This window comes from Corynebacterium sp. 335C, assembly GCF_053525695.1.
Window position 1 is genome coordinate 1,353,024 of record NZ_JASTTB010000001.1, and the last position, 22,832, is coordinate 1,375,855.

Genomic DNA, 22,832 nt, shown 5'->3' on the forward strand with positions numbered 1-22,832 from the left:
GCGGGAGGACGGTGCGACAGTCGGCGCCGGGGGCGGTGCGGCAGCCGGAGCAGCGGTCAGCGCCTGCCGACGCCGCAGGCGATCTGCAGCCTGCCGACGAGCCCGTCGATGAGCGGGCCCAGCGCCAGCTCCGTGTCCAGGCGACCGCGGGTCTCGCCGACGGCGTCGAAGCACTCGACGAGCCGCTCCGGAGGGACGCGGCGCACCAGCTCCGTGATGGTGCGGCCCCGATCGACGGTGATGGGCTCGCCGCCGGCGCCGAGGGACTCCCGGATGGCGTCGCGGTAGAGGCCCTGGACGTCCATGAGCGCCAGGTCGACGAGATTGCGCTCGTGGCGCTTGCGGCGGCGGTTCTGGTCCTTCTCCAGGGACGTCACCTGCCCCTTCGCGCCGCGGGTGGCGGAGGCGGCGCCGCGGCCCTTCGCGCCGACGCCGAGCGAGGCCTCCAGCTTCTCCAGCTCCTCCGCCTCCCGCGCCTCCAGCTCGTGGGCGGCCTGGCCGGTGGCGGACGACACGATGTCGGCGCCGCGCTGGTACGACACCGCCGGGTCGAAGACGCCCTCCGCGAAGCGCAGCGCCTTCTCCCGCCAGTCCCGCACCGACGCGTCGTGCGCGAGCTTCCGGGCCCGGCCGATGTGGCAGTTGGCGACGGCCGCCGACCACCGCGCCTGCTCCTCGGTCAGCGAGGGGTCGTCGGCGCGCAGCGTCGCCGCGACGTGGTCGACCGACGGCACCGGCACGTGGACGTGGCGGCAGCGGGACCGCAGGGTGACCGAGAAGTCGCGCGGGTTCGTCGACGGCGCGCACATGAGGAACACGGTGCGGGCCGGCGGCTCCTCGACGACCTTCAGCAGCGCGTTGGCCGTCTCGTCCCTCAGCCGGTCCGCCTCCTCCACGATGACGACGCGCCACGGCGAGCCGGTCGGCCGCCGGTAGGCGAAGGGCATGACGACGTCGCGGGCGGCGCCGACGAGGATCTCGCGGCCCTCCGCCCGCACCCGCAGAATGTCCGGGTGCGCGGCGACGTGCTCCTTCCAGCGGGCGGGCTGCTCCCCCTCGACCTCACCGCGGTCGAGGCCGGCGAGCGCCGCGGCGAACGCGAACGCCGCCTCCGACCGCCCGGATCCGGGCGCGCCGGTGAACAGCCAGGAGTGCGTCATGCCGGCCGACGCCGGGTCCGGGGCGCGCGACGCCTCCGCCGCGCGGGCGAGCAGATCGCGGACGCCGCCGGCCTCGGGGACGCGGTCCAGGACGCTCCACTGGTTCATGCGCCCCAGACTAGCGGCCGCCCCGACGCGACGGACCCCGCGCATCCGCCCCGCCCCGGCCCCGCGTCCGCCTCCGCGCATCCGCCCGGGCTCCGCCGCCTCCCCGGCCGCTCCCCGCGGCCGCGGCACCGCCGCACCCGGCCGGGACGGGTCGCGGCGCACCCCCGAATCCGCGCCGCCCCACCGGGTCCCCGCGCATGAGGTCAACCGGGGATCGCGGTGTCGGGCGGGCGGCTAGAGTTGACCGCATGCAACGGTTGTGGAGGTACCTCCGGTGGCTCGCGCGGACGCCCTGGCCCGCGTACGCCGCCGCGGTGTTCCTGTGCAACCTCATCGGCGCCCTCGGCGTCGCCGTGTTCCTGCGGCTGCTGCCGCTGCGCCGGCTGACGGGCTTCTCGGAGCTGCCGCAGCCGGTGTACTGGATCCTGCTGGGCTACATGGGCCTGGCCGTCGTCTGCGGCATCACCACCACGTACCTGCTGTTCAAGCCGGTGCTGGTGTGGCAGCGGCACAAGGACCGGGTCGACGCGTCCAGGGTGCGCGAGCTGGTGCTGAAGATCCCGGGCCTGCAGGCCATCGTCGGCGCGGTCATCTGGGGCCTCGGCGTGGCGCTGTTCGGCGTCATCGCGGTGTCGTACCGGCCGCGGCTGGGGCTCGTCGTCACGCTGGCGGCGCTGTTCGGCGGGCTGATGGTGGCGCTGCTGACGTACTTCATCGCGGAGCGCATCGTGCGGCCCATCGCGACGGAGGCGCTGTCGCGGCGCCTGCCGGACTCGGCGCTGGAGCCTCCGGTCGGGCAGCGGCTGCTGCTGGCGTGGCTGATGACGTCGGGCCTGCCGGCCATCGCCGTCGTGCTCATCGTCATCGCGCAGGGGGCGGGCTACTTCACCGACGACGCGACGGCGATCATCCCGGCGCTCGTGGCGCTGGCGCTGCTGGCGCTGTTCGCCGGCGCGGGCGCGACGATGCTGGTGGCGATGTCGATCGCCGACCCGCTGCGCGAAATCGGCGCGGCGGTCGACCGGGTGCGCCGCGGCGACACGAAGGCGACGGTGCCCATCTACGACGCGTCCGAGATCGGCGTGCTGCAGGCCGGCTTCAACGAGATGATCCGCGGCCTCAACGAGCGCCAGCGGGTCCGCGATCTGTTCGGCCGCTACGTCGGCACGGAGGTCGCGCGGAAGGCGCTGGAGGAGAAGCCGGAGCTGGGCGGCGAGGACCGGCTGGTGTCGGTGCTGTTCGTCGACGTCATCGGCTCGACGCGCTTCGCCGTCGACAACCCGCCGGAGACCGTCGTCCGCGAGCTCAACGCCTTCTTCGAGATCGTCGTCGACTGCGTGCACCGCAACCAGGGCATCATCAACAAGTTCCAGGGCGACGCCGCGCTGGCGGTGTTCGGCGCCCCGCTGCCCCTCGACGACACCGCGGGCCACGCCCTTGCCGCCGCCCGCGAGCTGCGCCTGGAGCTGCGCAACCTGAAGCTGAAGGCCGGCATCGGCGTCGCCGCCGGCCGCGTCGTCGCCGGCCACATCGGCGCCCACGACCGCTTCGAGTACACCGTCATCGGCGACGCCGTGAACCAGGCCGCCCGCCTCACCGAGCTGGCGAAGGACACCCCGGGCCGCGTGCTCGCCTCCGCCCAGACCGTGCGGCTGGCCAACGAGCCGGAGCAGCGCCACTGGACGTCCCTGAAGTCCGTGGAGCTCCGCGGCCGCACGCACATGACGCAGCTGGCGCGCCCCATCCGCCCGACGCTCGCCGACCGCTCCTAGACGCCCCGCGGCCGCCGCGGACGCACCCCGCCGCCGCATCCGGGGAACGGCATGCGCCGTCCCCCTCCCCCATGCGCGACGACGCCCCGGGCGCGCGCGGATGCCCTCCACGCGCGCCCGGGGCGTCGTCACGCGAACGCCGCACCACGTGCGGCGCCGCCGGCCGGACGGCGCGCGGGACCACCCGCGCGCCCCGGCCGCCCGATCAGCGCTTCTTCGCCGCCTTCTTGGCGGACTTCTTCGCCGTCTTCCGGGACCGCTTCGCCGCCTTCTTCGCGGACTTCTTCGCGGTCTTGCGGGACTTCTTCACCGTCCGCTTCGTCATCGGCGACGGCGGCTGCGACGCCTCCTTCGCGCGGCGCTCCGACAGCAGCTCGCAGGCGCGGGCGTCGGTCATCGTCTCCGGGGTGTCGCCCTTGCGCAGCGACGCGTTCGTCTGGCCGTCGGTGACGTACGGGCCGAAGCGGCCGTCCTTCACCGACATCGGGCGGCCGGAGACGTCGTTGTCGCCCAGCTGCTTCAGCGGCGGCTTCGCCGCGGCGCGGCCCCGGCGCTTCGGCTCCGCGTAGATGCGGCGCGCCTCGTCCAGGGTGATGTCGAACAGCTGCTGCTCCGACTGCAGGGACCGGGAGTCCGAGCCCTTCTTCAGGTACGGGCCGTAGCGGCCGTTCTGCGCCGTGATGAGCTCCCCGTCCACCGGGTCGACGCCGACCTCGCGCGGCAGGGACAGCAGCTTCAGCGCCTCCTCCAGCGTCACCGTCGACGGCTCCATGTCCTGGAACAGCGACGCCGTCTTCGGCTTCAGCGTCTCGTCGATGATCTCCTGGGTGCGCTTCTCCTTCTGCTTCGCGGCGGTCTTGGTCTCCCAGTTCTTCTTCCGCTTGCCCTCCGCGGCGCGCTGGGCGTCCTCGGCGGCGCGCTCCTCCGCGATGATGCGCTCGGCCTTCTCCTGCACCCCCTCGCGCTCCGCGTCGGTGATGACCTCCGTGACGTACGGGCCGTAGCGGCCGTCGCGGGCGACGATCATGCGGCCGTTGTCCGGGTTCTCGCCCAGCTCGCGGCCGCCCTGCGGCATCGCCAGCAGCTTCTCGGCGGTCTCCAGGTCCAGCTCGTCCGGGGTCATCGACTCCGGCACGTTCGCGCGCTGCACCAGGTCCGCGCCGTTCTCGCCGCCGCCCGGGCGGACGCGCTCCAGGTACGGGCCGTAGCGGCCGACGCGCACGACGACGGGGTTGCCGTCGGCGTCGTCGAAGACGTGGAGGGAGTTGACGCGGCGGGCGTCGATGGCCTCCAGGTTGCCGTCGATGATGGCCTTCAGGCCGCCGTGCAGGGCGACGGCGTTGGCGCCGTCGTCGTCGGAATCGGCGTTGGCGCCGCCGGCGGAGCCCGCGCGGTCGGCGCCGAAGTAGAAGCCCGTCAGCCAGCGGGTGCGGTCCTCCTGGCCGGCGGCGATGCGGTCCAGCTCGTCCTCCATCGCGGAGGTGAAGTCGTAATCCACCAGGTCGCCGAAGTTCTGCTCCAGCAGGCCGACGACGGCGAACGCGACCCACGACGGGACCAGCGCGTTGCCGCGCGGGTAGACGTAGCCGCGGTCCTGGATGGTCTTGATGATGGACGCGTACGTCGACGGGCGGCCGATGCCCAGCTCCTCCATCCGCTTGACCAGCGACGCCTCGGTGTAGCGGGCCGGCGGGTTGGTGGAGTGGCCCTCGGCGGCGATGTCGCCGGCGGTGAGCCCCTGGCCCTCGGCGAGGCGCGGCAGGCGGCGCTCGGCGTTGTCGGCGACGTCGCGGCCGTCCTTCAGGCGGCTGACCTCGACGTAGGCCTTGAGGAAGCCGGGGAACACGATGGTGCGGCCGGTCGCCGTGAACTCGACGTCGTGGCCGCCGCCGGAGCCGGCGACGGTGACCTTCATGGAGGTGCCGCGGGCGTCGGCCATCTGGGAGGCGACGGTGCGCTGCCAGATGAGCTCGTAGAGCTTGAACTCCTCCGGGTCGAGGGAGCCGGCGAGTTCGCCGGGGGTGGCGAAGCGCTCGCCGGCGGGGCGGATCGCCTCGTGCGCCTCCTGCGAGTTCTTCACCTTGCGCTGGTACTGGCGGGGGCCGTCGGCGACGTACTCGCGGCCGTACAGCTCGGTGGCCTGGGCGCGGGCGGCGGCGATGCCGGACTTCGACAGGGTCGTCGAATCCGTTCGCATGTAGGTGATGTGGCCGTTCTCGTACAGGCGCTGCGCGATGCGCATGGTGCGCTCGGAGGTGAAGTGCAGCTTGCGGCCGGCCTCCTGCTGCAGCGTCGACGTCATGAACGGCGGGTAGGGGCGGCGGGTGTACGGCTTCTCCTCGACGGAGGCGACGGACATCGCGGCGCCGTCGATCGCCTCGGCGAGGGCGCGGGCGGCGCCCTCCTCCAGCACGACGACGCCCTCCGGCTTCTTCACCCGGCCGCGGTCGTCGAAGTCGCGGCCCTGGGCGACGCGGTCGCCGTTGACGGTGGCCAGGCGGGCCTCGAAGGTGCGGGGGTTCGTCGGGTCGGACGACTCCTCGCCGGTGTCGAACACGGCGGTGAGGTCCCAGTAGCCGGCGGAGACGAACGCCATGCGCTCGCGCTCCCGCTCGACGATGACGCGGGTGGCGACGGACTGGACGCGGCCGGCGGACAGCCGCGGCATGACCTTCTTCCACAGCACCGGGGAGACCTCGTAGCCGTAGAGGCGGTCGAGGATGCGGCGGGCCTCCTGCGCGTCGACGAGGTCGTCGTCGAGCTCGCGGGTGTTGGCGGCGGCCTCGAGGATGGCGGGCTTGGTGATCTCGTGGAACACCATGCGGCGCACCGGCACGGTGGGCTTGAGCACCTCGAGGAGGTGCCAGGCGATGGCCTCGCCCTCGCGGTCGGGGTCGGTGGCGAGGTAGAGCTCGTCGACCTCCTTGAGCAGGCGCTTGAGCTCCGCGACCTTCTTCTTCTTGTCGGGGCTGACGACGTAGAGCGGCTCGAAGCCGTCGTCGACGTTGACGCCGAGGCGCGCCCACGGCTCCTTCTTGTGCTTCGCGGGCACGTCGGCGGCTCCGCGGGGCAGGTCGCGGATGTGGCCCACGGACGCCTCGACGATGTAGTCGTCGCCGAGGTACGGGGCGATCTTGCGGGCCTTCGTCGCCGACTCGACGATGACGAGGCGCTTCGTTCCGTTGCTGTCTGCCACCTGGGTGCTCCGCCTGGAATCTCTCGGGGTCACGTGTCCCGGCGTCGGGATTCGCGCGTCCGCGCAATCCGTTCTGCCGGGGATCTAAAGGAACACCGTACACATCAACCATTTCCCGCAACCACATCGCGGCGGGCGGCCGCCGGGCGGGGGTGGCCGAGGGGGCGGGTGCGGGACGCGGGTGCGGGGTACGGGTGCGCGCCCGCGGGGGACGTCGTCACGCAACCACGTGCGATGCGTGACGACGCCCGCCGCGCGCGTGGTGCGCTCGGCGGGCGTCGTCCGGGTCGCGGTCCGGTCAGAGGGCGCGGACGTCCATCGCCTGCAGGCCCTTCTGGCCCTCGCCGATGGCGAACTCGACGCGCTGGTTCTCCTCGAGCGTCTTGAAGCCGGTGCCCTGGATCTCGCTGTAGTGGACGAAGACGTCCTGGCCGCCCTCGTCCGGCGCGATGAAACCGAAGCCCTTCTCCGAGTTGAACCACTTGACGGTGCCCTGTGCCATGTCTGCTCCTAAAAGTCGGGCCTGGGGCCCGGCCGGCTGCGGCCGGGCTCTCGGCGACAGTGTGCCACGGATCACGGCGGGTCCGCGCGCCGGGCGGCGGCCGGGCGGTGTCGGGCGGGGGTGCACAATTGGGTTCGTGCGCGGGTTCGGACGGGAGCTTCTGGAGCCGATCGCGGCGTCGATGCCGCGGTCGGCGGTGACGCACGTCCGCGACCTGCCCGCCCGGGAGGCCGTCCACGCCGACTGGCCGGACTGGGTCTCGGAACCGCTGCGGGCGGCGTTCGCGGCGCGCGCGGTGGAGCGGCCGTGGTCGCACCAGGTGGCGACGGCGGAGCACGCCCGCGCCGGCCGGCACGTCGTCGTCGCCACGGGCACCGCGTCCGGCAAGTCGCTCGGCTACCTCCTCCCGGTGCTGCAGGCGCTGGCCGACGACGACCTGGCGTGCGCCCTGTACCTGTCGCCGACGAAGGCGCTGGGCGCCGACCAGCTGGCCGCAGCCCGGGAGCTCGCGGCGACGGCGGCGCCCGGCGCGCAGGTCGCCTCCTACGACGGCGACACCCCGACGGAGGTCCGCCGCGCGGTGCGGGAGGGGGCACGCTGGGCGTTCACGAACCCGGACATGCTGCACATCGGCATCCTGCCGGCGCACGCCCGGTGGGCGCGGCTGCTGCGCAACCTGCGCTACGTCGTCGTCGACGAGTGCCACGCCTACCGCGGCGTCTTCGGGGCGAACGTGTCGCTGGTGCTGCGGCGGCTGCTGCGGCTGGCCCGGCGCTACGGGGCGGAGCCGACCGTGGTGCTGGCGTCGGCGACGGCGCAGGACCCGGCGCGGCACGCGGCGATGCTTGTCGGCGAGCCGGTGGCGGCGGTGACGGAGGACGGCGCCCCCGTCGGCGAGCGCACCATCGCCCTGTGGGAGCCGGGCCTGCTGCCCGACCGGGTCGGGGAGAACGGCGCGCCGGTGCGCCGCCCCGCCCCCGTGGAGGCCGCCGACATCACCGCCCGGCTGCTGGCCGACGGCGCCCGCACCCTGACGTTCACCCGCTCCCGCCGCTCCGCGGAGACGGTGGCGATGGGCGTGCGCGAGCGGCTGGTCAACGCCGGGCGGGCGGACATCGCCGCCCGGGTGGAGAGCTACCGCGCCGGCTACCTGGCGGAGGAGCGGCGCGACATCGAGCGGCGCCTCGACGACGGCTCCCTGCTGGGCGTCGCGGCGACGAACGCCCTGGAGCTGGGCATCGACGTCGGCGGCCTCGACGCCGTGGTGGAGGCGGGCTTCCCCGGCACCGTCGCGTCGTTCTGGCAGCAGGCCGGGCGCGCGGGGCGGCGCGGCCAGGGCTCGCTGGTGGTGCTCATCGCCCGCGACGACCCGATGGACACCTACCTGGTCCACCACCCGGACGCCCTGCTGGGCCGGCCGGTGGAGGCCTCCGTGTTCGACCCTCTCAACCCGTACGTGCTGCGCGGCCACCTGTACTGCGCGGCGGTGGAGCGGCCGCTGACCGCGGCGGAGGTCCGCGCGTGGGGCGCCGGCGACGTCGCCCGCGCCATGCTGGACGACGGGTGGCTGCGGCTGCGCGGCGACCGCCTCTACCCCGCCGACCGGCGCGACCGGCCCGAGGGGCCGGTGCCGGAGGAGGCGCACGGGATGGTGCGGCTGCGCGGCGGCTCCGGCGGCGACGTCGCCATCGTCAACGGCACCGACGGCCGCCTGCTGGGCACCGTCGACGTCGGCCGGGCGATGCAGCAGGTCCACGACGGCGCCGTCTACCTGCACCGGCAGGAGAGCTTCGTCGTCGACCACCTGGACCTGGAGTCCGCGGTGGCGCTGGTGCACCCGGAGGAGCCGGAGTGGACCACCCACGCCCGCGCCGACACCGACATCCGCGTGCTGGGCACCGTCGCGTCGCGCCGGGTCGCCCGCGGCGTGCACCTGGCGCTGGTCGACGTGGAGGTGGAGACCTCGGTGACGTCGTACCTGCGCCGCCTGCCGTCGGGCGAGGTGCTGGACACCGTGCCGCTGGACTACCCGCCGCAGCGCCTGGTCACCCGGGCGGTGGCGTACACCCTGACGGACGCGTGGCTGCGCCGCCGCGGGGTCGAGGCCGCCGACGTGCCGGGGTCGCTGCACGCCGCGGAGCACGCCGCGATCGGCATGCTGCCGCTGGTGGCGACGTGCGACCGATGGGACATCGGCGGCGTGTCGACGGCCCTGCACCTGGACACCGGCCTGCCGACGGTGTTCGTCTACGACGGCCACGCCGGCGGGGCGGGCTTCGCCGACCGGGGCCACGCCCGCTTCGCGGAGTGGATCCGGGCGACCCGCGACGCGGTGGCGGCGTGCGGCTGCGAGTCCGGCTGCCCGTCGTGCATCCAGTCCCCCAAGTGCGGCAACGGCAACGAGCCGCTGGACAAGGCGGGTGCGCTGAAGATCCTCGGGGGCCTGGTGGAGGACCTTTCGGCGGGCTAACGTCCGGGGCATGACGACGAACGACGCGGCCGGCGCCGCCACCGGTTCGACCGGCACCGCCGCAGGCTCCCCGGCGCTCCCCCTGCCCGACGCCCTCGACGGCATCCGCGTGGTGTGCGCGGCCATCAACGTCCCCGGGCCGCGGGCGGCGGCGCGCCTGCGGGACATGGGGGCGACGCTGACGAAGGTGGAGCCGCCGTCGGGCGACCCCCTCGCCTTCGCCGCGCCGGGCTGGTATCGGGAGATGGCCGCCGGCGCCGACATCGTCTCCGCGGACCTGAAGTCCGCCGAGGGCCGCGCCCGCGTCGACGCGCTGCTGGCGGAGGCCGACGTCCTGGTGACCTCCCACCGCCCCTCCGCCCTGCGGCGCATGGGCCTGGCGGACGCGGCGGTGCGGCACCCGCGGCTGTGCCACGTCGAGATCGTCGGCGATGCCGGCGACCCGGAGCGGCCGGGCCACGACCTGACGTTCCAGGCCGACGAGGGCCTCGTCGCCGCCCCCGGCCTGCCCCGCACCCTGGTCGCCGACCTGGCGGGCGCGGAGGCGGCGGCCTCGGCGGCGCTGGGCATGCTGCTGCGCCGCGGCCGCACCGGCGAGGGCGGGCAGGTGCTCGTCGGGCTGCGGCAGGCCGCCGACTCGGTCGCCGACCCGCTGCGGCACGGGCTGACCGCGCCGGGCGGGGTGCTCGGCGGCGGCCTGCCGGTCTACGGCGTCTACGAGGTCGCCGACGGCCACGTCGCCGTCGCCGCCCTGGAGCCGCACTTCATCCGCCGGCTGGCGGAGGCCATCGGCTCCCCCGTCGACGCCGGCGCGGGCCCGGCGGCGGCGCTCGCCGCGATCGACGCGGGATTCGGCGAGCGCCTGGCGGCGTTCCTGCGCGGCCGGTCGACGGAGTCGGTGCTGCGCTGGGCCGACGACCACGACCTGCCGTTCGCCGCGGTGCGGTGACGGGGGCCGGGCCGGCGCGGGCGACGGCCTCCCGCCCGTCGACGGCGACCGAGACCTGCACGTCCTCCGACTCCCGCACGCACGACAGCAGCGACGCCCCGTTGGCGGCGGCGACGCGGCGGGCGACGGCGCAGCCGGAGGCCTCGTCGCCCGTGTCGAGTGCCGTGACGGCCCCGGCGACGGCCGCGAGGTCGGCCGCCCCGCGGGCGCGGGCCTGATCCGCCAGCACCCCCGCGGCGAGCGCCACCGCCGCCGCCAGGGCCACGACGGCGGCGAGCAGGAGGGCGGCGGCCGGGGTGACGGCTCCGCCGTCGTCACGCAGAACCCGCGCCACCTGCGACGTTGTTCGCGGACCCCGCCGCGTGCGCGCCAGCGTCACGGCTCCTCCGCGAGGGCCGCGGCCTCGGCGCGGACGTCGAGCAGCGCGAGGTCCTTCTCCACGACGGCGACGACGAGGTCGCCGTCGCGCCGCGTCGACGTCGACCACCCGTCGCCGAGTCGGTCGGCGATGACGGCGGCGGCCGCCCGGTCGCCGCGGCCTTCCGCGCGGGCGAGCTGCGCGGCGGCGTCGACCGCGGCGAGGTGCGCGGCGACGGCCGCCAGCGCGGAGACCGCCGTCAGCAGCACGGCGGCGAGCGACGCGATGCCGAAGGCGGTCTCGACGGTGGCCTGGCCCCGCTCGTCGCGGAGCACCCGGGCGGCGCGGCCGGCGGCGCGCCCCGGCGAGGAAGCGGGACCGCGGCTCACTGGGTGTTCAGCGCCCGGTCGATGATGTCGGTCAGGGCGTCGGTGATCTCCCCGCCGGTGACGACGGTGTAGAGCAGCGCGCCGAACGCCGCCGCGGCGACGGTGCCGATGGCGTATTCGACGGTGCTCATGCCGGAGTCGTCGGCGAGGACGCGGCGGGCCCGGCGGGCCAGTCGCGCGCGGAGGCGGCCGGCGGCGACGGGCAGGTCGTCGTCTCCGCCGGACAGCACCCGGCCGGTCGGCGGGATGGCGGTGGTGCGGACGTCGTGGTCGGTGCGGTTCATGAGGGTCCCCCTTCTGGTCGGCGGCCGGCGGTTCCGGGCGCCGTGGTCTGCGTGGTTGGTGTGGTTGGTGTGGTCGTGTGGTCGTTCGGCTCGCGCGAGCGGCCGTCGGCGGGGCGCGGCGGACCCCTCGCGCATCGCGCCACCAGCATGTTCAGCGCAGCGCGACGGCCGCCCATGTGCGTGACGACGATCCCCTCCCGCGTCATGGCGCGCCTCCGGCGAGCATGGGTCCGGCGAGGCCGGCGATGACCGGCACGAGCCCGAGGGCGACGAACGCCGGGAGGAAGCAGAGGGCCAGCGGCGCGGAGATGAGCACGCCCGCGCGTTCGGCGGCGGCCTCCGCGGCGTCGCCGGCACGGCGCCGGTGGGCGTCGGCAAGTCCCGCGAGTCCGCCGGCCAGCGAGGTGCCGGATTCGGCGGAGCGGCGGGCCAGCCGGGCGGCGTCGGCGAACTCGGCCCGGGCGGCCAGCGGCGCCCACGGGTCGGGTGCGCCGAGGGCCAGCCGGGCGGCGGTGCCGCGCAGCGCCCCGGCGAGGTCCCCGTCGGCCGCGGCGGCGACCGCGCCGAGGGCGTCCGAGGGCGGCAGCCCGGCGCGCAGGCACGCGGCGACGAGATCGAGGGCCGAGGCCGCCGCGAGCACCCGCATCGGCGGCGGGCCGCCGAACCGGCGGCGCAGGCGCGCGAACGCGGAGGCTCGGGACGGTGTGTCCCCGGGGCCGACGTCCGCGCCGTCGGCGCCGGCGATGCTCGCCGCCCTTTCCGCCCCGTCTCCCGGCTCCGTGCGGCCACCCTTGCCCGGCAGCAGGCCGGGCAGGCGCAGCCGCGGCGGGGCGTGGACCGGGACGAGCAGCGCGGCGGCGAGCAGCAGCAGGGCGGCGGTCACGGCGCGACCTCCGCGGACTCGAGGATGCGCAGGGACCACGCCACCCCGGCGCCGGTGAAGGCGACGCCGGCGACGAGCACGATGCCGCCCAGCCCGCCGCCGCCGAGGAACGCCAGCGGCGCGGCGCCCAGCGCCTGGCCCATGGCGACGCCGGCCAGGGGCAGGGCGGCGAGGATCATCATCGTCGTGCGCGGCCCGGCCAGGGACGCCGCGGCGCGGGAGCGGTGGGCGCGGCGGCCGGCGGCGTCGTCGCGGACGCCGTCGGCGATGTCCGCAAGCGGGATGCCGCGGGACTCGGCGACGCGCCAGGCGGCAACCAGCCCCGACAGCGCGGGGTGGCCGGCGGCGGCGAGGGCGTCGGCCGCGGAGCCGCCGAGCCGGGCGCGGGCGGCCGCGGCGCGGACGGCGTCGCCGATCTCCCCGCCGGCGTCGGCGCCGGCCTGCTCCAGGGCCGCGGGGGCGGGGCTGCCGGCGCGGAGCTGGGCGGCCAGCGTGCCGGCCGCGCGGCCGACGGCGGCCTGCTCCCGGTCGGCGGCGGCGCGGGCGCGGACGTGGCGGACGACGGCGAGGACCGTGCGCGCGAGGATCGCCGCGGCCAGCGCCCCGTGCGCGCCGATGAGCGGCAGTGCGGGCAGGGCCAGCGCCGGCCACCACCGCGCGTCGATGGCGGCGCGCCCTCGCCCGGCGCGCCCGAGGCGGCGCACCGGGTCCGGCGGCCATGCCAGCACGGCGAGCGCGGCGAGGGCCGCGGCCGCCGCGGCGGCGGTCACGGCCCCTCCCCCGGCGCCGCCGCCTCCGCCGCCGATGCCCCTTCCGCACCCGGCGCCGCACCCAGCAGCCCCTCCAGCGCCGCCCGCGCGGGAGCCGGCCCGCCGTCGGCGCTCCACGCCGCCTCCACCCGCGCGGGCGGCCCGGCAAGCACTCCGACCGACTCCAGGCGGCGGCGCCCTCCCCGGCGGGAGACCGCCAGGACGACGCGGATGGCGGGCAGGAGCTGGGCGTGCAGCGCCTCGCGCCCCAACCCGCCGAGCGCCCCGAGGGCCTCCAGGCGGGCGGGCACGTCGGCGGCGGAGTTGGCGTGGACGGTGCCGGCGCCGCCGTCGTGGCCGGTGTTGAGCGCGGCGAGCAGGTCGACGACCTCGGCTCCGCGGATCTCGCCGACGACGACGCGGTCCGGCCGCATCCGCAGCGACTGGCGGACGAGGTCCCGCTGGGTGATCTCGCCGGCGCCCTCGATGTTCGCGGGGCGCGTCGTCAGCGACACGACGTGCGGGTGGGCGGGCGCGAGCTCCGGGGTGTCCTCGATGCACAGGATGCGCTCGGTCGGGGCGGCCTCCGCCAGCAGGGCCGCCAGCAACGTGGTCTTGCCGGTGCCGGTGCCGCCGGCGACGAGGAACGACAGCCGGGCGGCGACGATGCGCCGCAGCAGGTCCACGGCCTCCGGGGGCGCGAAGCCGCCGGCGGCGAGGTCCGCCAGGCCGCGGCGGGCGGGGTGCAGGACGCGCAGGCTCAGCTGCGTCGCCCCGCGCGCCGGCGGGGCCAGGACGGCGTGGACGCGGACCCCGGCGCCCGCGCCCGGGACGCCGCCGGGCAGGTGGGCGTCGGCCCAGGGCCGGGCGTCGTCGAGCCGACGTCCGCACGCTCCGGCCAGCCGGACGGCCAGGCGGCGGACGTCGGCGTCGCCGTCGAAGACCACGCCGGTGCGCTCCAGCCCGCGGCCGCGGTCCACCCACACCGCGCCCGGGGCGGTGACCAGGACGTCGGTGACGCCGGGCAGGCGCAGCAGCGGGTCGAGCGGCCCGCAGCCGGAGAGCTCCCCGCGCAGCCGCCGCACCAGGTCCAGCAGCTCGGCGTCGCCGACGACGCCGCCGGTCTCCGCCCGCACCGCGGCGATGAGGTCGGCGGTCGACGCCGCCCCGCCGCCGTCGGCCAGCCGGGAGCGGACGCGGGCCAGCAGGTCCGGGGCGGTCACCGGCCGCGCCCCTCCGCCAGGTCGAGCAGCGGCTCGACGGCCCGGGCCAGCCGGGGCAGGGAGCGGTGCAGCCCGGTGGACTCGATCTCCCGGTCCAGGCCGCGGACGTGGGGCAGCTCGGCGGCGACGGCGAGGCCGGTGGCGTATTCGACGTCGCCGGCGGTGACGCCGCCCGGGGCGGGCCACGCCACCACGGCGACGGGGTCGGCGCCCGCCCGGCGCAGGCGGGCGACGCGGCGCGACGCCGCCGCCAGGGCCCGCACGGCCGCCGGGACGACGAGGGCGACGACGTCGGCACGGCCGGCGACCCCGGCGTCCATCTCCGCGTCGCGCGGCAGGTCCACGACGGCGACGCCGCCGTGGCGCACCATCGCGTCGGCCACGGCGGCCACCGCGGCGGGCGCGACCGTCCAGTCCCCGCCGTCGCGCATCCGCGGCCCCGTCAGCACGGCCGGTCCCCCGTCGAGGCCCGGCGCGGCGTCGAGGATCGCCGCCGCGTCGACGCGCCCCGCCTCCGCGCGGACGTCGGGCCACCGCACGCCGGGGACGTGCTCCGCGCCGAGCAGCAGGTCCGCGCCGCCGGAGCCGCCGTCGGCGTCGACCAGCAGCGCCGGGGTCCCGTCGCCCGCCGCCGCGACCGCCAGGGCGGCCGCCGCCGTCGACGTGCCGCAGCCGCCGACCGCCCCGGCCACGGCGACGACCAGGCCTCCCCCGCCGTCCGCGTCCCCCGGCCTGCCCAGCAGCCCGACCAGCTCCGCCCCGCACGCCGGCAGCGCCTGGACGGTCTCCGCGCCGACGGCCATCGCCAGCCGCCAGTCCGGGTCCGCCGCGTCGGCGTGGACCAGGTGGACGCCCGCCCGGCGCGGCGCCGGCGCCGCCATGTCGGCCACCAGCGCCGCCGTCGCCGCATCGACCAGCACCGCCGCCGCCCGGCGCCACCGCGCCCCGTGCGGGTCCGGCTCCGTCACCGGCACCGGCACGTGGCCCGTGGCGGCGACGACCGCGACGGCCTCCTGCGCCAGCTCCGGGTCGGCCACGGCGACGATGACCTCGGGTCCCCCTCGTTCCTCCATGGCCGCAGCATGCGCGGCCGCACGGTGCGGCGGCTCCCCGCGACGCCGGATCCGGCGCCGTCCGTGGATGCCGCGCGGGCGGTGGACAACTTCGGCGGACACGGGCCGGTGAGGCGATCGTCGTCACGCGAGAAAACACCCCGGACATGGTGACGCCCCGCGCCGGGGGGGGGTGGCGCGGGGCGTCTGTAACCCGGCATCGGGGGGGGTGTTGCCGGGGGCGGCCACGCGCAAATGGGGGCCTGCCACGGCCAGTATGACACACCCCGGCCGCTTGTCAAAAGGGAGGAACGCGAGATCCCCGCCACGTCAAGCCCGGCCCCCGCGTCGGCCCCGCGGCTATGCTGATCGGCGATGACTCCGGCAGACCCCCGCACCCCGCACGCGACCGCCCCGACGGCCGCCTCCGCGGGCGCGCGCCGCCGCCGCTCCGCCGCGTTCTTCGACCTCGACAAGACCATCGTGGCGAAGAGCTCCGCCTACGCCTTCGGCCGCCAGTTCATGGAATCGGGGCTGCTCAGCACCTCCGGCGTCGTGCAGATGGCCGTCGCGCAGGCCATGTACATCTCCGGCGGCCACGACCGCGACCAGATGGAGGCCGCGAAGGAGCAGCTCGCCGCCATGGTCACCGGCTGGCGCGCCGCCGACGTCCGCCGCATCGCGGAGGAGTCGCTGCACGAGGTCATCTCGCCGTACGTCTACTCCGAAGCCGTCGAGCTGGTGCGCCACCACCGCCAGGCCGGCCACGACGTCGTCGTCGTGTCCGCGTCGGCGCGGGAGATCGTGGAGCCCATCGCCGCGGAGCTCGGCATCGTCGACGTCGTCGCCACGGAGCTCGAGGTCGTCGACGGCGTCTACAGCGGCGCCGTGCCGTTCTTCTGCCGCGGCGGCAACAAGGCCCGCGCGCTGGCGCGGCTCGCCGAGGAGCGCGGCTACGACCTGTCGCGCTGCTGGGCGTACTCCGACTCCGCGACCGACGAGCCGATGCTCGCCGCCGTCGGCCACCCCGTCGCCGTCAACCCGGACAAGCCGCTGCGGCGCATCGCGGAGGAGCGCAACTGGCCCATCCGCGTCTTCCGCGACCCCGTGCCGCTGTTCCGCCCGCCGTCGCGCCGCACGATGGGCGCGTTCGGCGCCGCCGCGGGTGCGGCCGCGCTGATCGCGGGGGTCGCCGTGGCGCTGCGGGGTCGCCGCCGCTAGGGGTTTTGCGTGACGACGGGTGCCGCGCCGGCCCGTCGCCGGCGGCGGGGCTTCGTCGCCGGGGCGGCCCGCCCCTGGACCGCCCGGGCCGAGTGGTCCGGCTGGACCGGCTGGACCGCCTAGACCGCCTCGGCGATGCCGCGGGCCTCGACCGCGCCGGCCTCCAGGCCGCCGAGGTGCAGCAGCAGCCACTCGCGCAGGCCGTCGCGGCTGCCGGAGCGGAAGCCCTCCGCCGCGTCCGCGTACGCCTTGCGGTGGCGGGTCCAGTGGACCTCCGGGACGGCGAGGCCGCGGGGGTCGGCGCCGCCGGTGACGCACACCAGGCGGGAGGCGGCGCGGGCGACGATGCCGTTGCCGGCGGCGAACGGCGCCAGCGTCTGCAGCTCGCCGTGGACGACGCCCGACAGGATCGCCGCGGGCACGGAGGTGCCGCCCGCGATGAGGCCGCCGAGGCCGTGCAGGCGGCGCTCCTTCTGCTCGGCGGTCAGCCGGTCGTCGCCGACGGGGCGGCCGAGCGCGTCGGGGTGCTCGGCGGAGCCGGCGGGGTCGGCGAGCACCGCCCAGCGGGCCAGCACCTGCAGCGGCGCGCGGCGGAACGTGCGCGACGTCTCGCCGATGGCCTCCGGGGCGATGCGGTCGGCGACGCGCAGCGCCGCGGCGAGGACGGGGTCGGAGACGACGCCGTCGTCCGGCAGCGCGGGGTCGGCGCCCTCCAGCCAGGCGGAGGAGCGGGCGCCACGCAGCACCGACTCCGCACCCGTGAGGTTCCATTTCCGCAGGTTGACGCGGTGGCGGTGGACGGCGGCGATGGCGTCGGTCGCGCGCGCGGCGGCCTCGGCGACGCCGTCGAGCTCCAGGAGGGGGGCCAGCGGATCGCGGCCCTGGGCGGGGGCGGGGGTGCTCATGGGGCTCCACGATAGGGCACCGGGTGCGCCGCCCGGTCGCCGATCCCGGCGGAAACCCGCGGTTATCGGGGCCTTCCGCATGGCGCCGGGGTCTCCGGCGGGTAGTATCCTTAACCGACCCACGGCAACGACCCGATGAACCCCGCAGGAGGACGACACGTGAGCAGCGACAACAAGGGCCTGTACACCGACGGAACCGAGAAGCTGGCGCCGCGCGTCGACGCGATCCCGCTGAGCGACGTCGATTCCCCGGAGCGCGGCACCGCCTCCATCGGCACCCTGGTGTCCTCGGCGTCCTCCCAGGTCTCCGAGCTGGTCCGCTACGAGGTCGAGCTGGCGAAGGCCGAGCTGGCCGAGTCCGCCAAGAACGGCGCGATCGGCGGCGGCCTCTTCGGCGCCGCGGGCGTCGTCGCCCTCTACTCGACCTTCTTCTTTTTCTTCTTCATCGCCGCGCTGATCGCCGTGTGGCTGCCCTGGTGGGCGGGCTTCCTGATCACCTTCATCCTCATGCTGGTCATCGCCGGCATCCTGGCCCTCATCGGCCTGAAGAAGGTCAAGTCCGTGAAGAAGCCGGAGAAGACCATCGAGTCCGTCCAGGAGCTGAAGACGGTCATCCCGTCCAAGGACGGCTCCGCCCGCGGCGTCGCGCACCGCGACACCGACTACGGCATGTACACCTAAGCCGGATTCCTCCGGTTCTGACGCGCACCTGACCAGGTGAAGGCCCCGCACGTCGACGACCTGCTGCTCGAGGGACCCTGGCGCCACCGCATGGCGCACTCCCGCGGGCAGCGGTACCACGTCGCCGAGTGCGGGGCCCCGTCGTCTCCGCTGGTCCTCCTGCTGCACGGGGCGACCGGCGGCTGGTTCGACTGGCGCCACCAGCTCGAGCCGCTCGCCGACGCGGGCTTCCACGCCGTGGCCGCGTCGCTGCGCGGCTGGGGCACCTCCGACCGCACGCCGACCGGCTACCGCCAAGACGTCGCGGCCGACGACATGGCGGGGCTCATCCGCGCGCTGGGCCACGGGTCGGCGGTCGTCGCCGGCACGGGCCTCGGGTCGTTCGTCGCGTGGACGATGTCGATGCGCCAGCCCCGCATGGTCCGGGGCCTGGCGACGGTCGCCGGCGCCCACCCGCTGCTGTGGGCGCCGCGCTCCGCGAAGCGCAGGCAGCCGACGGCGGAGCTGTGGCGCCTCGGCCGCCGCGCCTGCCGGCGCCGCACCGTCGCCGCCGCGCTGCGCCGCCCCGGGCCGGGCGCGGAGACCTACGCCGACACGCTGCTCGCCCACGCCGGGGCGGGCTACCTGGACACCGACGACGGGCGGCTGACCCGCCGCCTGCACGTCACCTCGCTGGCGACCGGGGCGCTGGAGCCGATGCTCGCGCACGGGCGCTGGCTGACCGGCACCGTCGCCGCCCGCCGGACCCGCTGGCGCGACGCGATGGCGGAGGCCGCCCACGTCAACAGCACCGTCGGCGGCGCCCCACCCGTGCTCATGGTCCACGGCGCCGACGACCGGCTGCTGCCGCCGTCGCTGGCGCAGTCGACGCTCGACCTCACCGGCCGGGCGAACTGCCGCGGCATCATGACCGTCGACGGCGCGGGGCACTTCCCGCAGCTCGAGGCCCCGGACGCGGTGACGGAGGCGCTGGTGCGCTTCGCCGCGGCCCCGGGCCGGTAGCGCGGCCGGGCCTTTCCGCGCCGCCGCGCCGCCCGCGCCACGCCGCCGCACCGCCCGCGCTCGCTCCCCATCGGCACCCGTGCGCAACTGGCCAGCGAACCACCGCGCCGCGCAACGTTTCCCCAGGTCGGATCCGGCCGAACCGGTGACACGCTGACCACGAAGCGCAGTGTGCCCCGCCGACCCGGCAGCCGGGCGCCGGCGACCGGGCAATCCCGCCCCACGGGAAAGACGGCAGGGCACCCGTGCACAAGTGGCCAGAAATCCGCCGCGACAGCCCGCAAAACCCCAGGTCGCGTATCGGCCCGCGGCGACAGGATGGCACACAACGCACGAGTACCGCGCCCGGGCAGCTCCGGGCCGGCCTCGACCGCCCCAGACCGCCGGCCAACGTCGCGCCGTTCTTGCCGGACCGCCGTTAAGGCCGCCCCGGCCCGCAACGCGAGGGGCGCCGGGACCGTCATGGTCCCGGCGCCCTTGCCGCCGCCGCAGCCGCTACCGCACCACGCACTCCCCCGTGCCGACGGCCGCGCCGCCCGTCTGCGCCGCCGCGTCGAGGTGTCCGCGCAGCTCCTCGAGCGTCAGGGCGTAGCCGGTCAGGTCGACGCCGACGCCGGCGCCGAACACCAGGCCGAGCAGCCGCCCGCCGGTGTCGACGAACGGGCCGCCGGAGTTGCCCTGGCGCACGTCGGCGCGCAGGACGTAGACCTCGCGGTCGACGGACGACTGCGAGTAGATGTCGAAGCCGCGCAACATGACGCGGTTCTCGACGCGCGCCGGCACCGACGTGTACGGGCCGGCGCCGGGGAAGCCGAGCACGACGCCGCCGTCGCCCGGGTACGCCGGCTCGGGCGCGAACTCGAGGGCCGGCAGCGGCAGGCCGGGCGACCGCAGGATGGCGACGTCCTCGCCCGGGTCGAAGTGGACGACCTCGGCGTCGACGGTGCCCGCGACGGTGTCGAGGCGGACGGTGTCCGCGCCGGCGACGACGTGCGCGTTCGTGACGACGGTGTCCGGCGCGACGACGAAGCCCGATCCCTGCTGCAGGCGCTCGCAGCGCTGGGCCTCGCCGATGACCTGGACGACGGAGGGGCGGATGCGGTCGACCATCGCCGCGTCGACGAGCGACGGATCGGCGGCGGTCGTGTCCTCGACGCGGCGCTCCTGCTCGAACGGGGAGATGACCTGGGGGATGCCGGTCTCGTCGAGGCGGCGGACCAGCAGGCCGGGGACGCGGGTGAGCTCCGACGGGGCGAGGGCGTCGACGGTGCCCAGCACCTTGGAGCCGCGGATGGTGGCGCCGATCTGGCCGGGGACGGCGGCGGCGAGGGGCATGGCGATGATCCACACGACGATGAGGGGCATCAGCGCCTGGAACACTGAGCCGAGGCCGGAGTCGAGGCCGACGCCCATCGGCGATCGGATGGCGTTGCGCAGCGACTGGCCGGCCATGCCGCCGACGGCCTGGCCGATGACGATGAGGACGACGATCGTCGCGACGCCCACGAACAGCCGCAGGATGGGCTGATCGACGAGGTCCATGGTGGGCGGGGCCAGGAAGTAGCCGACGATGCCGCCGGCGACGACGCCGACGAACGACATGAGCGAGCTGGCGATGCCCTGCTTCCAGCCGGACCACATCGCCATGAGGGCGATGGCGACCAGCACCAGGTCGAGGATCACGGTCGGGGTCAACGCAGGGTGCCTCCCATCCCGAAGGACTCTCGGTTGGCGGACGCGGCGAGCGTCGCGCGGAGATCATGGACCGTCGCATCGTCCCACGGCTCGGACCATCCGGCGGCATCCAGCAGGAGGGCGAGTACGCCGCCGGTGAAGCCCCACACGATGAAGTCGCCGACACGGAAGGCGGGCCCGGACCACGGGCCGAAGCCGACGGTGAGCCGGTTCGACGGGTCGATGAGGTCGGCGAGCGGCACCTGCAGGACGGCGTCGGTCTCGGCGGGGTCGACGACGCGCAGGGGGTGCGGGTCGTGCCAGTACGCGAGGACGGGGTGGACGGCGAAGCCGGTGCGGGAGATGTCGATGGAGTCGAGGACGCGCAGCGGGGTCACGGAGGGGCGGGCGAGGCCCGTCTCCTCCTCCGCCTCCCGCAGGGCCGTGTCGACGGGGCCGTCGTCGCCGGGGTCGACCTTGCCGCCGGGGAAGGACATCTGGCCGGCGTGGCTGCGCAGCTCGGGCGAGCGGTGGGTGAGGACGACGAGGGAGTCCTCGGGCCGGTCGAGCGCCGCGGCGTCGCCGCCGAGCAGGACCAGCACCGCGGAGGCGCGGCCGGCGGGGTCGCCGGGCCGGCGGGTGGACGCGGCGCGGCGCAGGGCCTCGAGTCCGGGGTCGTCGCCGTCGCCGAGGACGGGCGCGAGCCACGGCGGGACGCGGTCGATGCCCCCGCTCATGCCAGGGCCTCGCGGACGGCGGCGTCGAGGTCGGCGGCCGACTCGAAGACGCGGGGCAGGACGGCGCGGACCTGTCCGCGTTCGTCGAGGACGACGGTGACGGGCTGGACGCGGGGCAGTTCGAGGGCGGGGCCGGCGACGTCGTCGGTGTCCTGGAAGCTCCAGCGGCCGATGCCGACGTCCTCCAGGAACACGGCGCCGCGGGCGGCGGACAGCGACTGGTGCACCAGCGCCAGCCCGATGTCCGGGTTGGCGGCGGCCCATTCCTCCAGCACGGGCATCTCCTCGCGGCAGGGTGCGCAGGACCAGGCCCAGAAGTTCACGACGGCGGGGCGGCCGTGCAGCGCGGCGCCGACGTCGATGCTCCCCTGCCCGCCGGAGCCGAGGCAGGGCAGTTCGACGCCGGCGAGGGGCCCGCCGTCGGCGGCCGCGGCCCCGGCGGCGCCGGGGGCGGGTTCGGGGCAGGCGGGGCGGGCGGCGACCTGCTCGGCCGGCGGCTCACCTGCGCCGACCGGCCCGCCGGCCCCGCCGCCGGCCCCGTCCGCGCCCGAGCCGGAGCCCGCGCCCGTCGTCTGCGCCACCGCGAACCACACGAGCGCGACGGTGCCCAGGACGGCGACGACGATCATCGCCCAGCGCGACGGGGAGAGGTTCACAGGTCCTCCTCCCCCAGTCCGGCCATGGCGAGCAGGTGCTCCCTGTTCTCCGCCTTGACCAGGCGCGCGGCCTCGGCGGGCTCCTCCGGCCCGGCGACGCCGTAGGAGGGGCAGTCGAAGGCGAGGAAGCACGCCCCGCAGGCTGCGCGGCGGGAGTGGCAGATGCGGCGGCCGTGGAAGATGAGCCGGTGGGAGAACCAGGTCCATTCGGGGCGTTCGATGACGTCCATCATCTCGCGCTCGACCTTCACGGGGTCGGTCTCCTCCGTGAGGCCGAGGCGCCGCACGAGCCGCCCGAAGTGCGTGTCGACGGTCAGGCCGGGCACGCCGAACGCGTTGCCGAGCACGACGTTGGCGGTCTTCCGCCCGACGCCGGGCAGCTTCACCAGGTCCTCGAGCCGCCCGGGGACCTCGCCGCCGTGGTCCTGGGTGACGCCGGTGGCGAAGCCGATGAGGTTGTTCGCCTTGGCGCGGTAGAAGCCGGTGGAGCGGATGACCTCCTCCAGCTCGGTGACGTCGGCGCCGGCGAGGGAGGGGGCGTCGGGCCAGCGGCGGAACAGCTCGGGCGTGACCATGTTGACGCGGGCGTCGGTGCACTGCGCCGACAGGATCGTCGCGACGCACAGCTGGTACGGGTCGCGGAAGTCGAGCTCGCAGTGCGCGTCGGGGTACGCGGCGGCGAGCGATCGGTTGACGCGGCGGGCGCGGCGGACCATGCCCAGGTGCGTCTCGGTGCCGCGGGCGGCCGGGTGCGCGCCGGGTCGCCGGCGCCGCGCGGGGGTGATGGAGCCCTCCGGCGCGGTCGGCGTCGGCAGGCCCATCCCGTTGCGGGCGGCGGGGGCTGGGGCGGCGGCGGGTGCG

At 76.4% G+C, this 22,832-nt stretch carries 20 protein-coding genes and 1 pseudogene; 6 read left to right on the forward strand and 15 right to left on the reverse strand.

The genetic code is table 11. The features are described 5' to 3' along the window. Nucleotides 1-56: 56 nt before the first annotated feature. Nucleotides 57-1,268 carry a DNA polymerase III subunit delta' gene (locus QQS41_RS05880; RefSeq protein WP_448851715.1) on the reverse strand — a complete coding sequence of 404 codons (1,212 nt, stop codon included), beginning with the start codon at nt 1,266-1,268 and terminating at the stop codon, nt 57-59. A 248-nt stretch (nt 1,269-1,516) separates the two neighbouring features. Between QQS41_RS05880 and QQS41_RS05885 the strand changes: the two genes are divergently transcribed. Next, complete coding sequence (locus QQS41_RS05885; RefSeq protein ID WP_448851716.1) at nt 1,517-3,040, forward strand: adenylate/guanylate cyclase domain-containing protein; 1,524 nt, start codon at nt 1,517-1,519, stop codon at nt 3,038-3,040. A gap of 205 nt (nt 3,041-3,245) precedes the next feature. Here QQS41_RS05885 and topA read toward each other — a convergent pair whose 3' ends face one another. Both topA and QQS41_RS05895 read right to left on the reverse strand, forming a co-directional pair. After that, nucleotides 3,246-6,236, reverse strand: a complete 2,991-nt coding sequence (gene topA / locus QQS41_RS05890; RefSeq protein ID WP_448851717.1) for a type I DNA topoisomerase — start codon at nt 6,234-6,236, stop codon at nt 3,246-3,248. A gap of 298 nt (nt 6,237-6,534) precedes the next feature. After that, nucleotides 6,535-6,738 carry a cold-shock protein gene (locus tag QQS41_RS05895; RefSeq protein WP_448851718.1) on the reverse strand — a complete coding sequence of 68 codons (204 nt, stop codon included), beginning with the start codon at nt 6,736-6,738 and terminating at the stop codon, nt 6,535-6,537. A gap of 181 nt (nt 6,739-6,919) precedes the next feature. Here QQS41_RS05895 and QQS41_RS05900 point away from each other — a divergent pair, with 181 nt between their 5' ends. Beyond that, nucleotides 6,920-9,208, forward strand: coding sequence for a DEAD/DEAH box helicase (locus QQS41_RS05900; protein ID WP_448851990.1), 2,289 nt, complete (start codon nt 6,920-6,922; stop codon nt 9,206-9,208). A gap of 10 nt (nt 9,209-9,218) precedes the next feature. Then, nucleotides 9,219-10,157: a CoA transferase gene (locus QQS41_RS05905; RefSeq protein ID WP_448851719.1), complete on the forward strand. Its 939-nt coding sequence runs from the start codon at nt 9,219-9,221 to the stop codon at nt 10,155-10,157. A gap of 55 nt (nt 10,158-10,212) precedes the next feature. Here the strand turns inward: QQS41_RS05905 and QQS41_RS05910 are convergent. The 7 genes and pseudogenes from QQS41_RS05910 to ssd form a co-directional block, all read right to left on the reverse strand. Then, nucleotides 10,213-10,644: pseudogene (locus QQS41_RS05910) on the reverse strand (hypothetical protein); the annotation flags it as partial. Then, nucleotides 10,533-10,904 carry a TadE family type IV pilus minor pilin gene (locus QQS41_RS05915; protein WP_448851720.1) on the reverse strand — a complete coding sequence of 124 codons (372 nt, stop codon included), beginning with the start codon at nt 10,902-10,904 and terminating at the stop codon, nt 10,533-10,535. The gene QQS41_RS05915 and the pseudogene QQS41_RS05910, both read right to left, overlap by 112 nt. Further along, complete coding sequence (locus tag QQS41_RS05920; protein WP_448851721.1) at nt 10,901-11,188, reverse strand: DUF4244 domain-containing protein; 288 nt, start codon at nt 11,186-11,188, stop codon at nt 10,901-10,903. Before QQS41_RS05920 ends, QQS41_RS05915 begins: the two co-directional genes overlap by 4 nt. A 202-nt stretch (nt 11,189-11,390) precedes the next feature. Further along, complete coding sequence (locus tag QQS41_RS05925) at nt 11,391-12,071, reverse strand: type II secretion system F family protein (RefSeq protein WP_448851722.1); 681 nt, start codon at nt 12,069-12,071, stop codon at nt 11,391-11,393. Then, the gene (locus tag QQS41_RS05930; protein WP_448851723.1) at nt 12,068-12,841 is read right to left on the reverse strand and encodes a type II secretion system F family protein; all 774 of its coding nucleotides are present in this window, start codon (nt 12,839-12,841) and stop codon (nt 12,068-12,070) included. Before QQS41_RS05930 ends, QQS41_RS05925 begins: the two co-directional genes overlap by 4 nt. Further along, nucleotides 12,838-14,043, reverse strand: a complete 1,206-nt coding sequence (locus QQS41_RS05935; RefSeq protein ID WP_448851724.1) for a TadA family conjugal transfer-associated ATPase — start codon at nt 14,041-14,043, stop codon at nt 12,838-12,840. The genes QQS41_RS05930 and QQS41_RS05935 overlap by 4 nt, the downstream gene beginning before the upstream one ends. Beyond that, the gene (ssd, locus tag QQS41_RS05940) at nt 14,040-15,116 is read right to left on the reverse strand and encodes a septum site-determining protein Ssd (RefSeq protein ID WP_448851725.1); all 1,077 of its coding nucleotides are present in this window, start codon (nt 15,114-15,116) and stop codon (nt 14,040-14,042) included. The genes QQS41_RS05935 and ssd overlap by 4 nt, the downstream gene beginning before the upstream one ends. Before the next feature lie 354 nt (nt 15,117-15,470). On the opposite strand from ssd, the gene QQS41_RS05945 reads away from it, so the two are divergent. Then, nucleotides 15,471-16,316, forward strand: a complete 846-nt coding sequence (locus tag QQS41_RS05945; RefSeq protein ID WP_448851726.1) for an HAD family hydrolase — start codon at nt 15,471-15,473, stop codon at nt 16,314-16,316. Between the two features lie 119 nt (nt 16,317-16,435). On the opposite strand, the gene QQS41_RS05950 is transcribed toward QQS41_RS05945, so the two are convergent. Further along, nucleotides 16,436-17,221, reverse strand: a complete 786-nt coding sequence (locus tag QQS41_RS05950) for a hypothetical protein (RefSeq protein WP_448851727.1) — start codon at nt 17,219-17,221, stop codon at nt 16,436-16,438. Nucleotides 17,222-17,356: 135 nt separating this feature from the next. Here QQS41_RS05950 and QQS41_RS05955 point away from each other — a divergent pair, with 135 nt between their 5' ends. Together QQS41_RS05955 and QQS41_RS05960 are read left to right on the forward strand one after the other, a co-directional pair. Then, entirely contained in the window at nt 17,357-17,902 is a 546-nt protein-coding gene (locus QQS41_RS05955; RefSeq protein ID WP_448851728.1) for a phage holin family protein, read from the forward strand. Nucleotides 17,903-17,938: 36 nt separating this feature from the next. Beyond that, nucleotides 17,939-18,904, forward strand: a complete 966-nt coding sequence (locus QQS41_RS05960) for an alpha/beta fold hydrolase (protein ID WP_448851729.1) — start codon at nt 17,939-17,941, stop codon at nt 18,902-18,904. Between the two features lie 495 nt (nt 18,905-19,399). Here QQS41_RS05960 and QQS41_RS05965 read toward each other — a convergent pair whose 3' ends face one another. The 4 genes from QQS41_RS05965 to nth are packed head-to-tail and all read right to left on the reverse strand — an operon-like array spanning nt 19,400 to nt 22,792. Next, nucleotides 19,400-20,599: a MarP family serine protease gene (locus QQS41_RS05965; RefSeq protein WP_448851730.1), complete on the reverse strand. Its 1,200-nt coding sequence runs from the start codon at nt 20,597-20,599 to the stop codon at nt 19,400-19,402. Beyond that, nucleotides 20,596-21,315, reverse strand: coding sequence for an NUDIX hydrolase (locus QQS41_RS05970; RefSeq protein WP_448851732.1), 720 nt, complete (start codon nt 21,313-21,315; stop codon nt 20,596-20,598). The genes QQS41_RS05965 and QQS41_RS05970 overlap by 4 nt, the downstream gene beginning before the upstream one ends. Beyond that, nucleotides 21,312-21,971, reverse strand: a complete 660-nt coding sequence (locus tag QQS41_RS05975; RefSeq protein ID WP_448851733.1) for a TlpA family protein disulfide reductase — start codon at nt 21,969-21,971, stop codon at nt 21,312-21,314. Before QQS41_RS05975 ends, QQS41_RS05970 begins: the two co-directional genes overlap by 4 nt. Continuing rightward, entirely contained in the window at nt 21,968-22,792 is an 825-nt protein-coding gene (gene nth / locus QQS41_RS05980) for an endonuclease III (protein WP_448851991.1), read from the reverse strand. The genes QQS41_RS05975 and nth overlap by 4 nt, the downstream gene beginning before the upstream one ends. Nucleotides 22,793-22,832: the final 40 nt, after the last annotated feature.

What these genes read in the sequence shown, in the direction of transcription:
- QQS41_RS05880 (WP_448851715.1), bottom strand. Translation starts at nt 1,268, where the DNA reads ATGAACCAGTGGAGCGTCCTGGACCGCGTCCCCGAGGCCGGCGGCGTC.
- QQS41_RS05885 (WP_448851716.1), top strand. Translation starts at nt 1,517, where the DNA reads ATGCAACGGTTGTGGAGGTACCTCCGGTGGCTCGCGCGGACGCCCTGG.
- QQS41_RS05895 (WP_448851718.1), bottom strand. Translation starts at nt 6,738, where the DNA reads ATGGCACAGGGCACCGTCAAGTGGTTCAACTCGGAGAAGGGCTTCGGT.
- QQS41_RS05900 (WP_448851990.1), top strand. Translation starts at nt 6,920, where the DNA reads ATGCCGCGGTCGGCGGTGACGCACGTCCGCGACCTGCCCGCCCGGGAG.
- QQS41_RS05905 (WP_448851719.1), top strand. Translation starts at nt 9,219, where the DNA reads ATGACGACGAACGACGCGGCCGGCGCCGCCACCGGTTCGACCGGCACC.
- QQS41_RS05920 (WP_448851721.1), bottom strand. Translation starts at nt 11,188, where the DNA reads ATGAACCGCACCGACCACGACGTCCGCACCACCGCCATCCCGCCGACC.
- ssd (WP_448851725.1), bottom strand. Translation starts at nt 15,116, where the DNA reads ATGGAGGAACGAGGGGGACCCGAGGTCATCGTCGCCGTGGCCGACCCG.
- QQS41_RS05945 (WP_448851726.1), top strand. Translation starts at nt 15,471, where the DNA reads ATGACTCCGGCAGACCCCCGCACCCCGCACGCGACCGCCCCGACGGCC.
- QQS41_RS05950 (WP_448851727.1), bottom strand. Translation starts at nt 17,221, where the DNA reads ATGAGCACCCCCGCCCCCGCCCAGGGCCGCGATCCGCTGGCCCCCCTC.
- QQS41_RS05955 (WP_448851728.1), top strand. Translation starts at nt 17,357, where the DNA reads ATGAACCCCGCAGGAGGACGACACGTGAGCAGCGACAACAAGGGCCTG.
- QQS41_RS05970 (WP_448851732.1), bottom strand. Translation starts at nt 21,315, where the DNA reads ATGAGCGGGGGCATCGACCGCGTCCCGCCGTGGCTCGCGCCCGTCCTC.
- nth (WP_448851991.1), bottom strand. Translation starts at nt 22,792, where the DNA reads ATGGGCCTGCCGACGCCGACCGCGCCGGAGGGCTCCATCACCCCCGCG.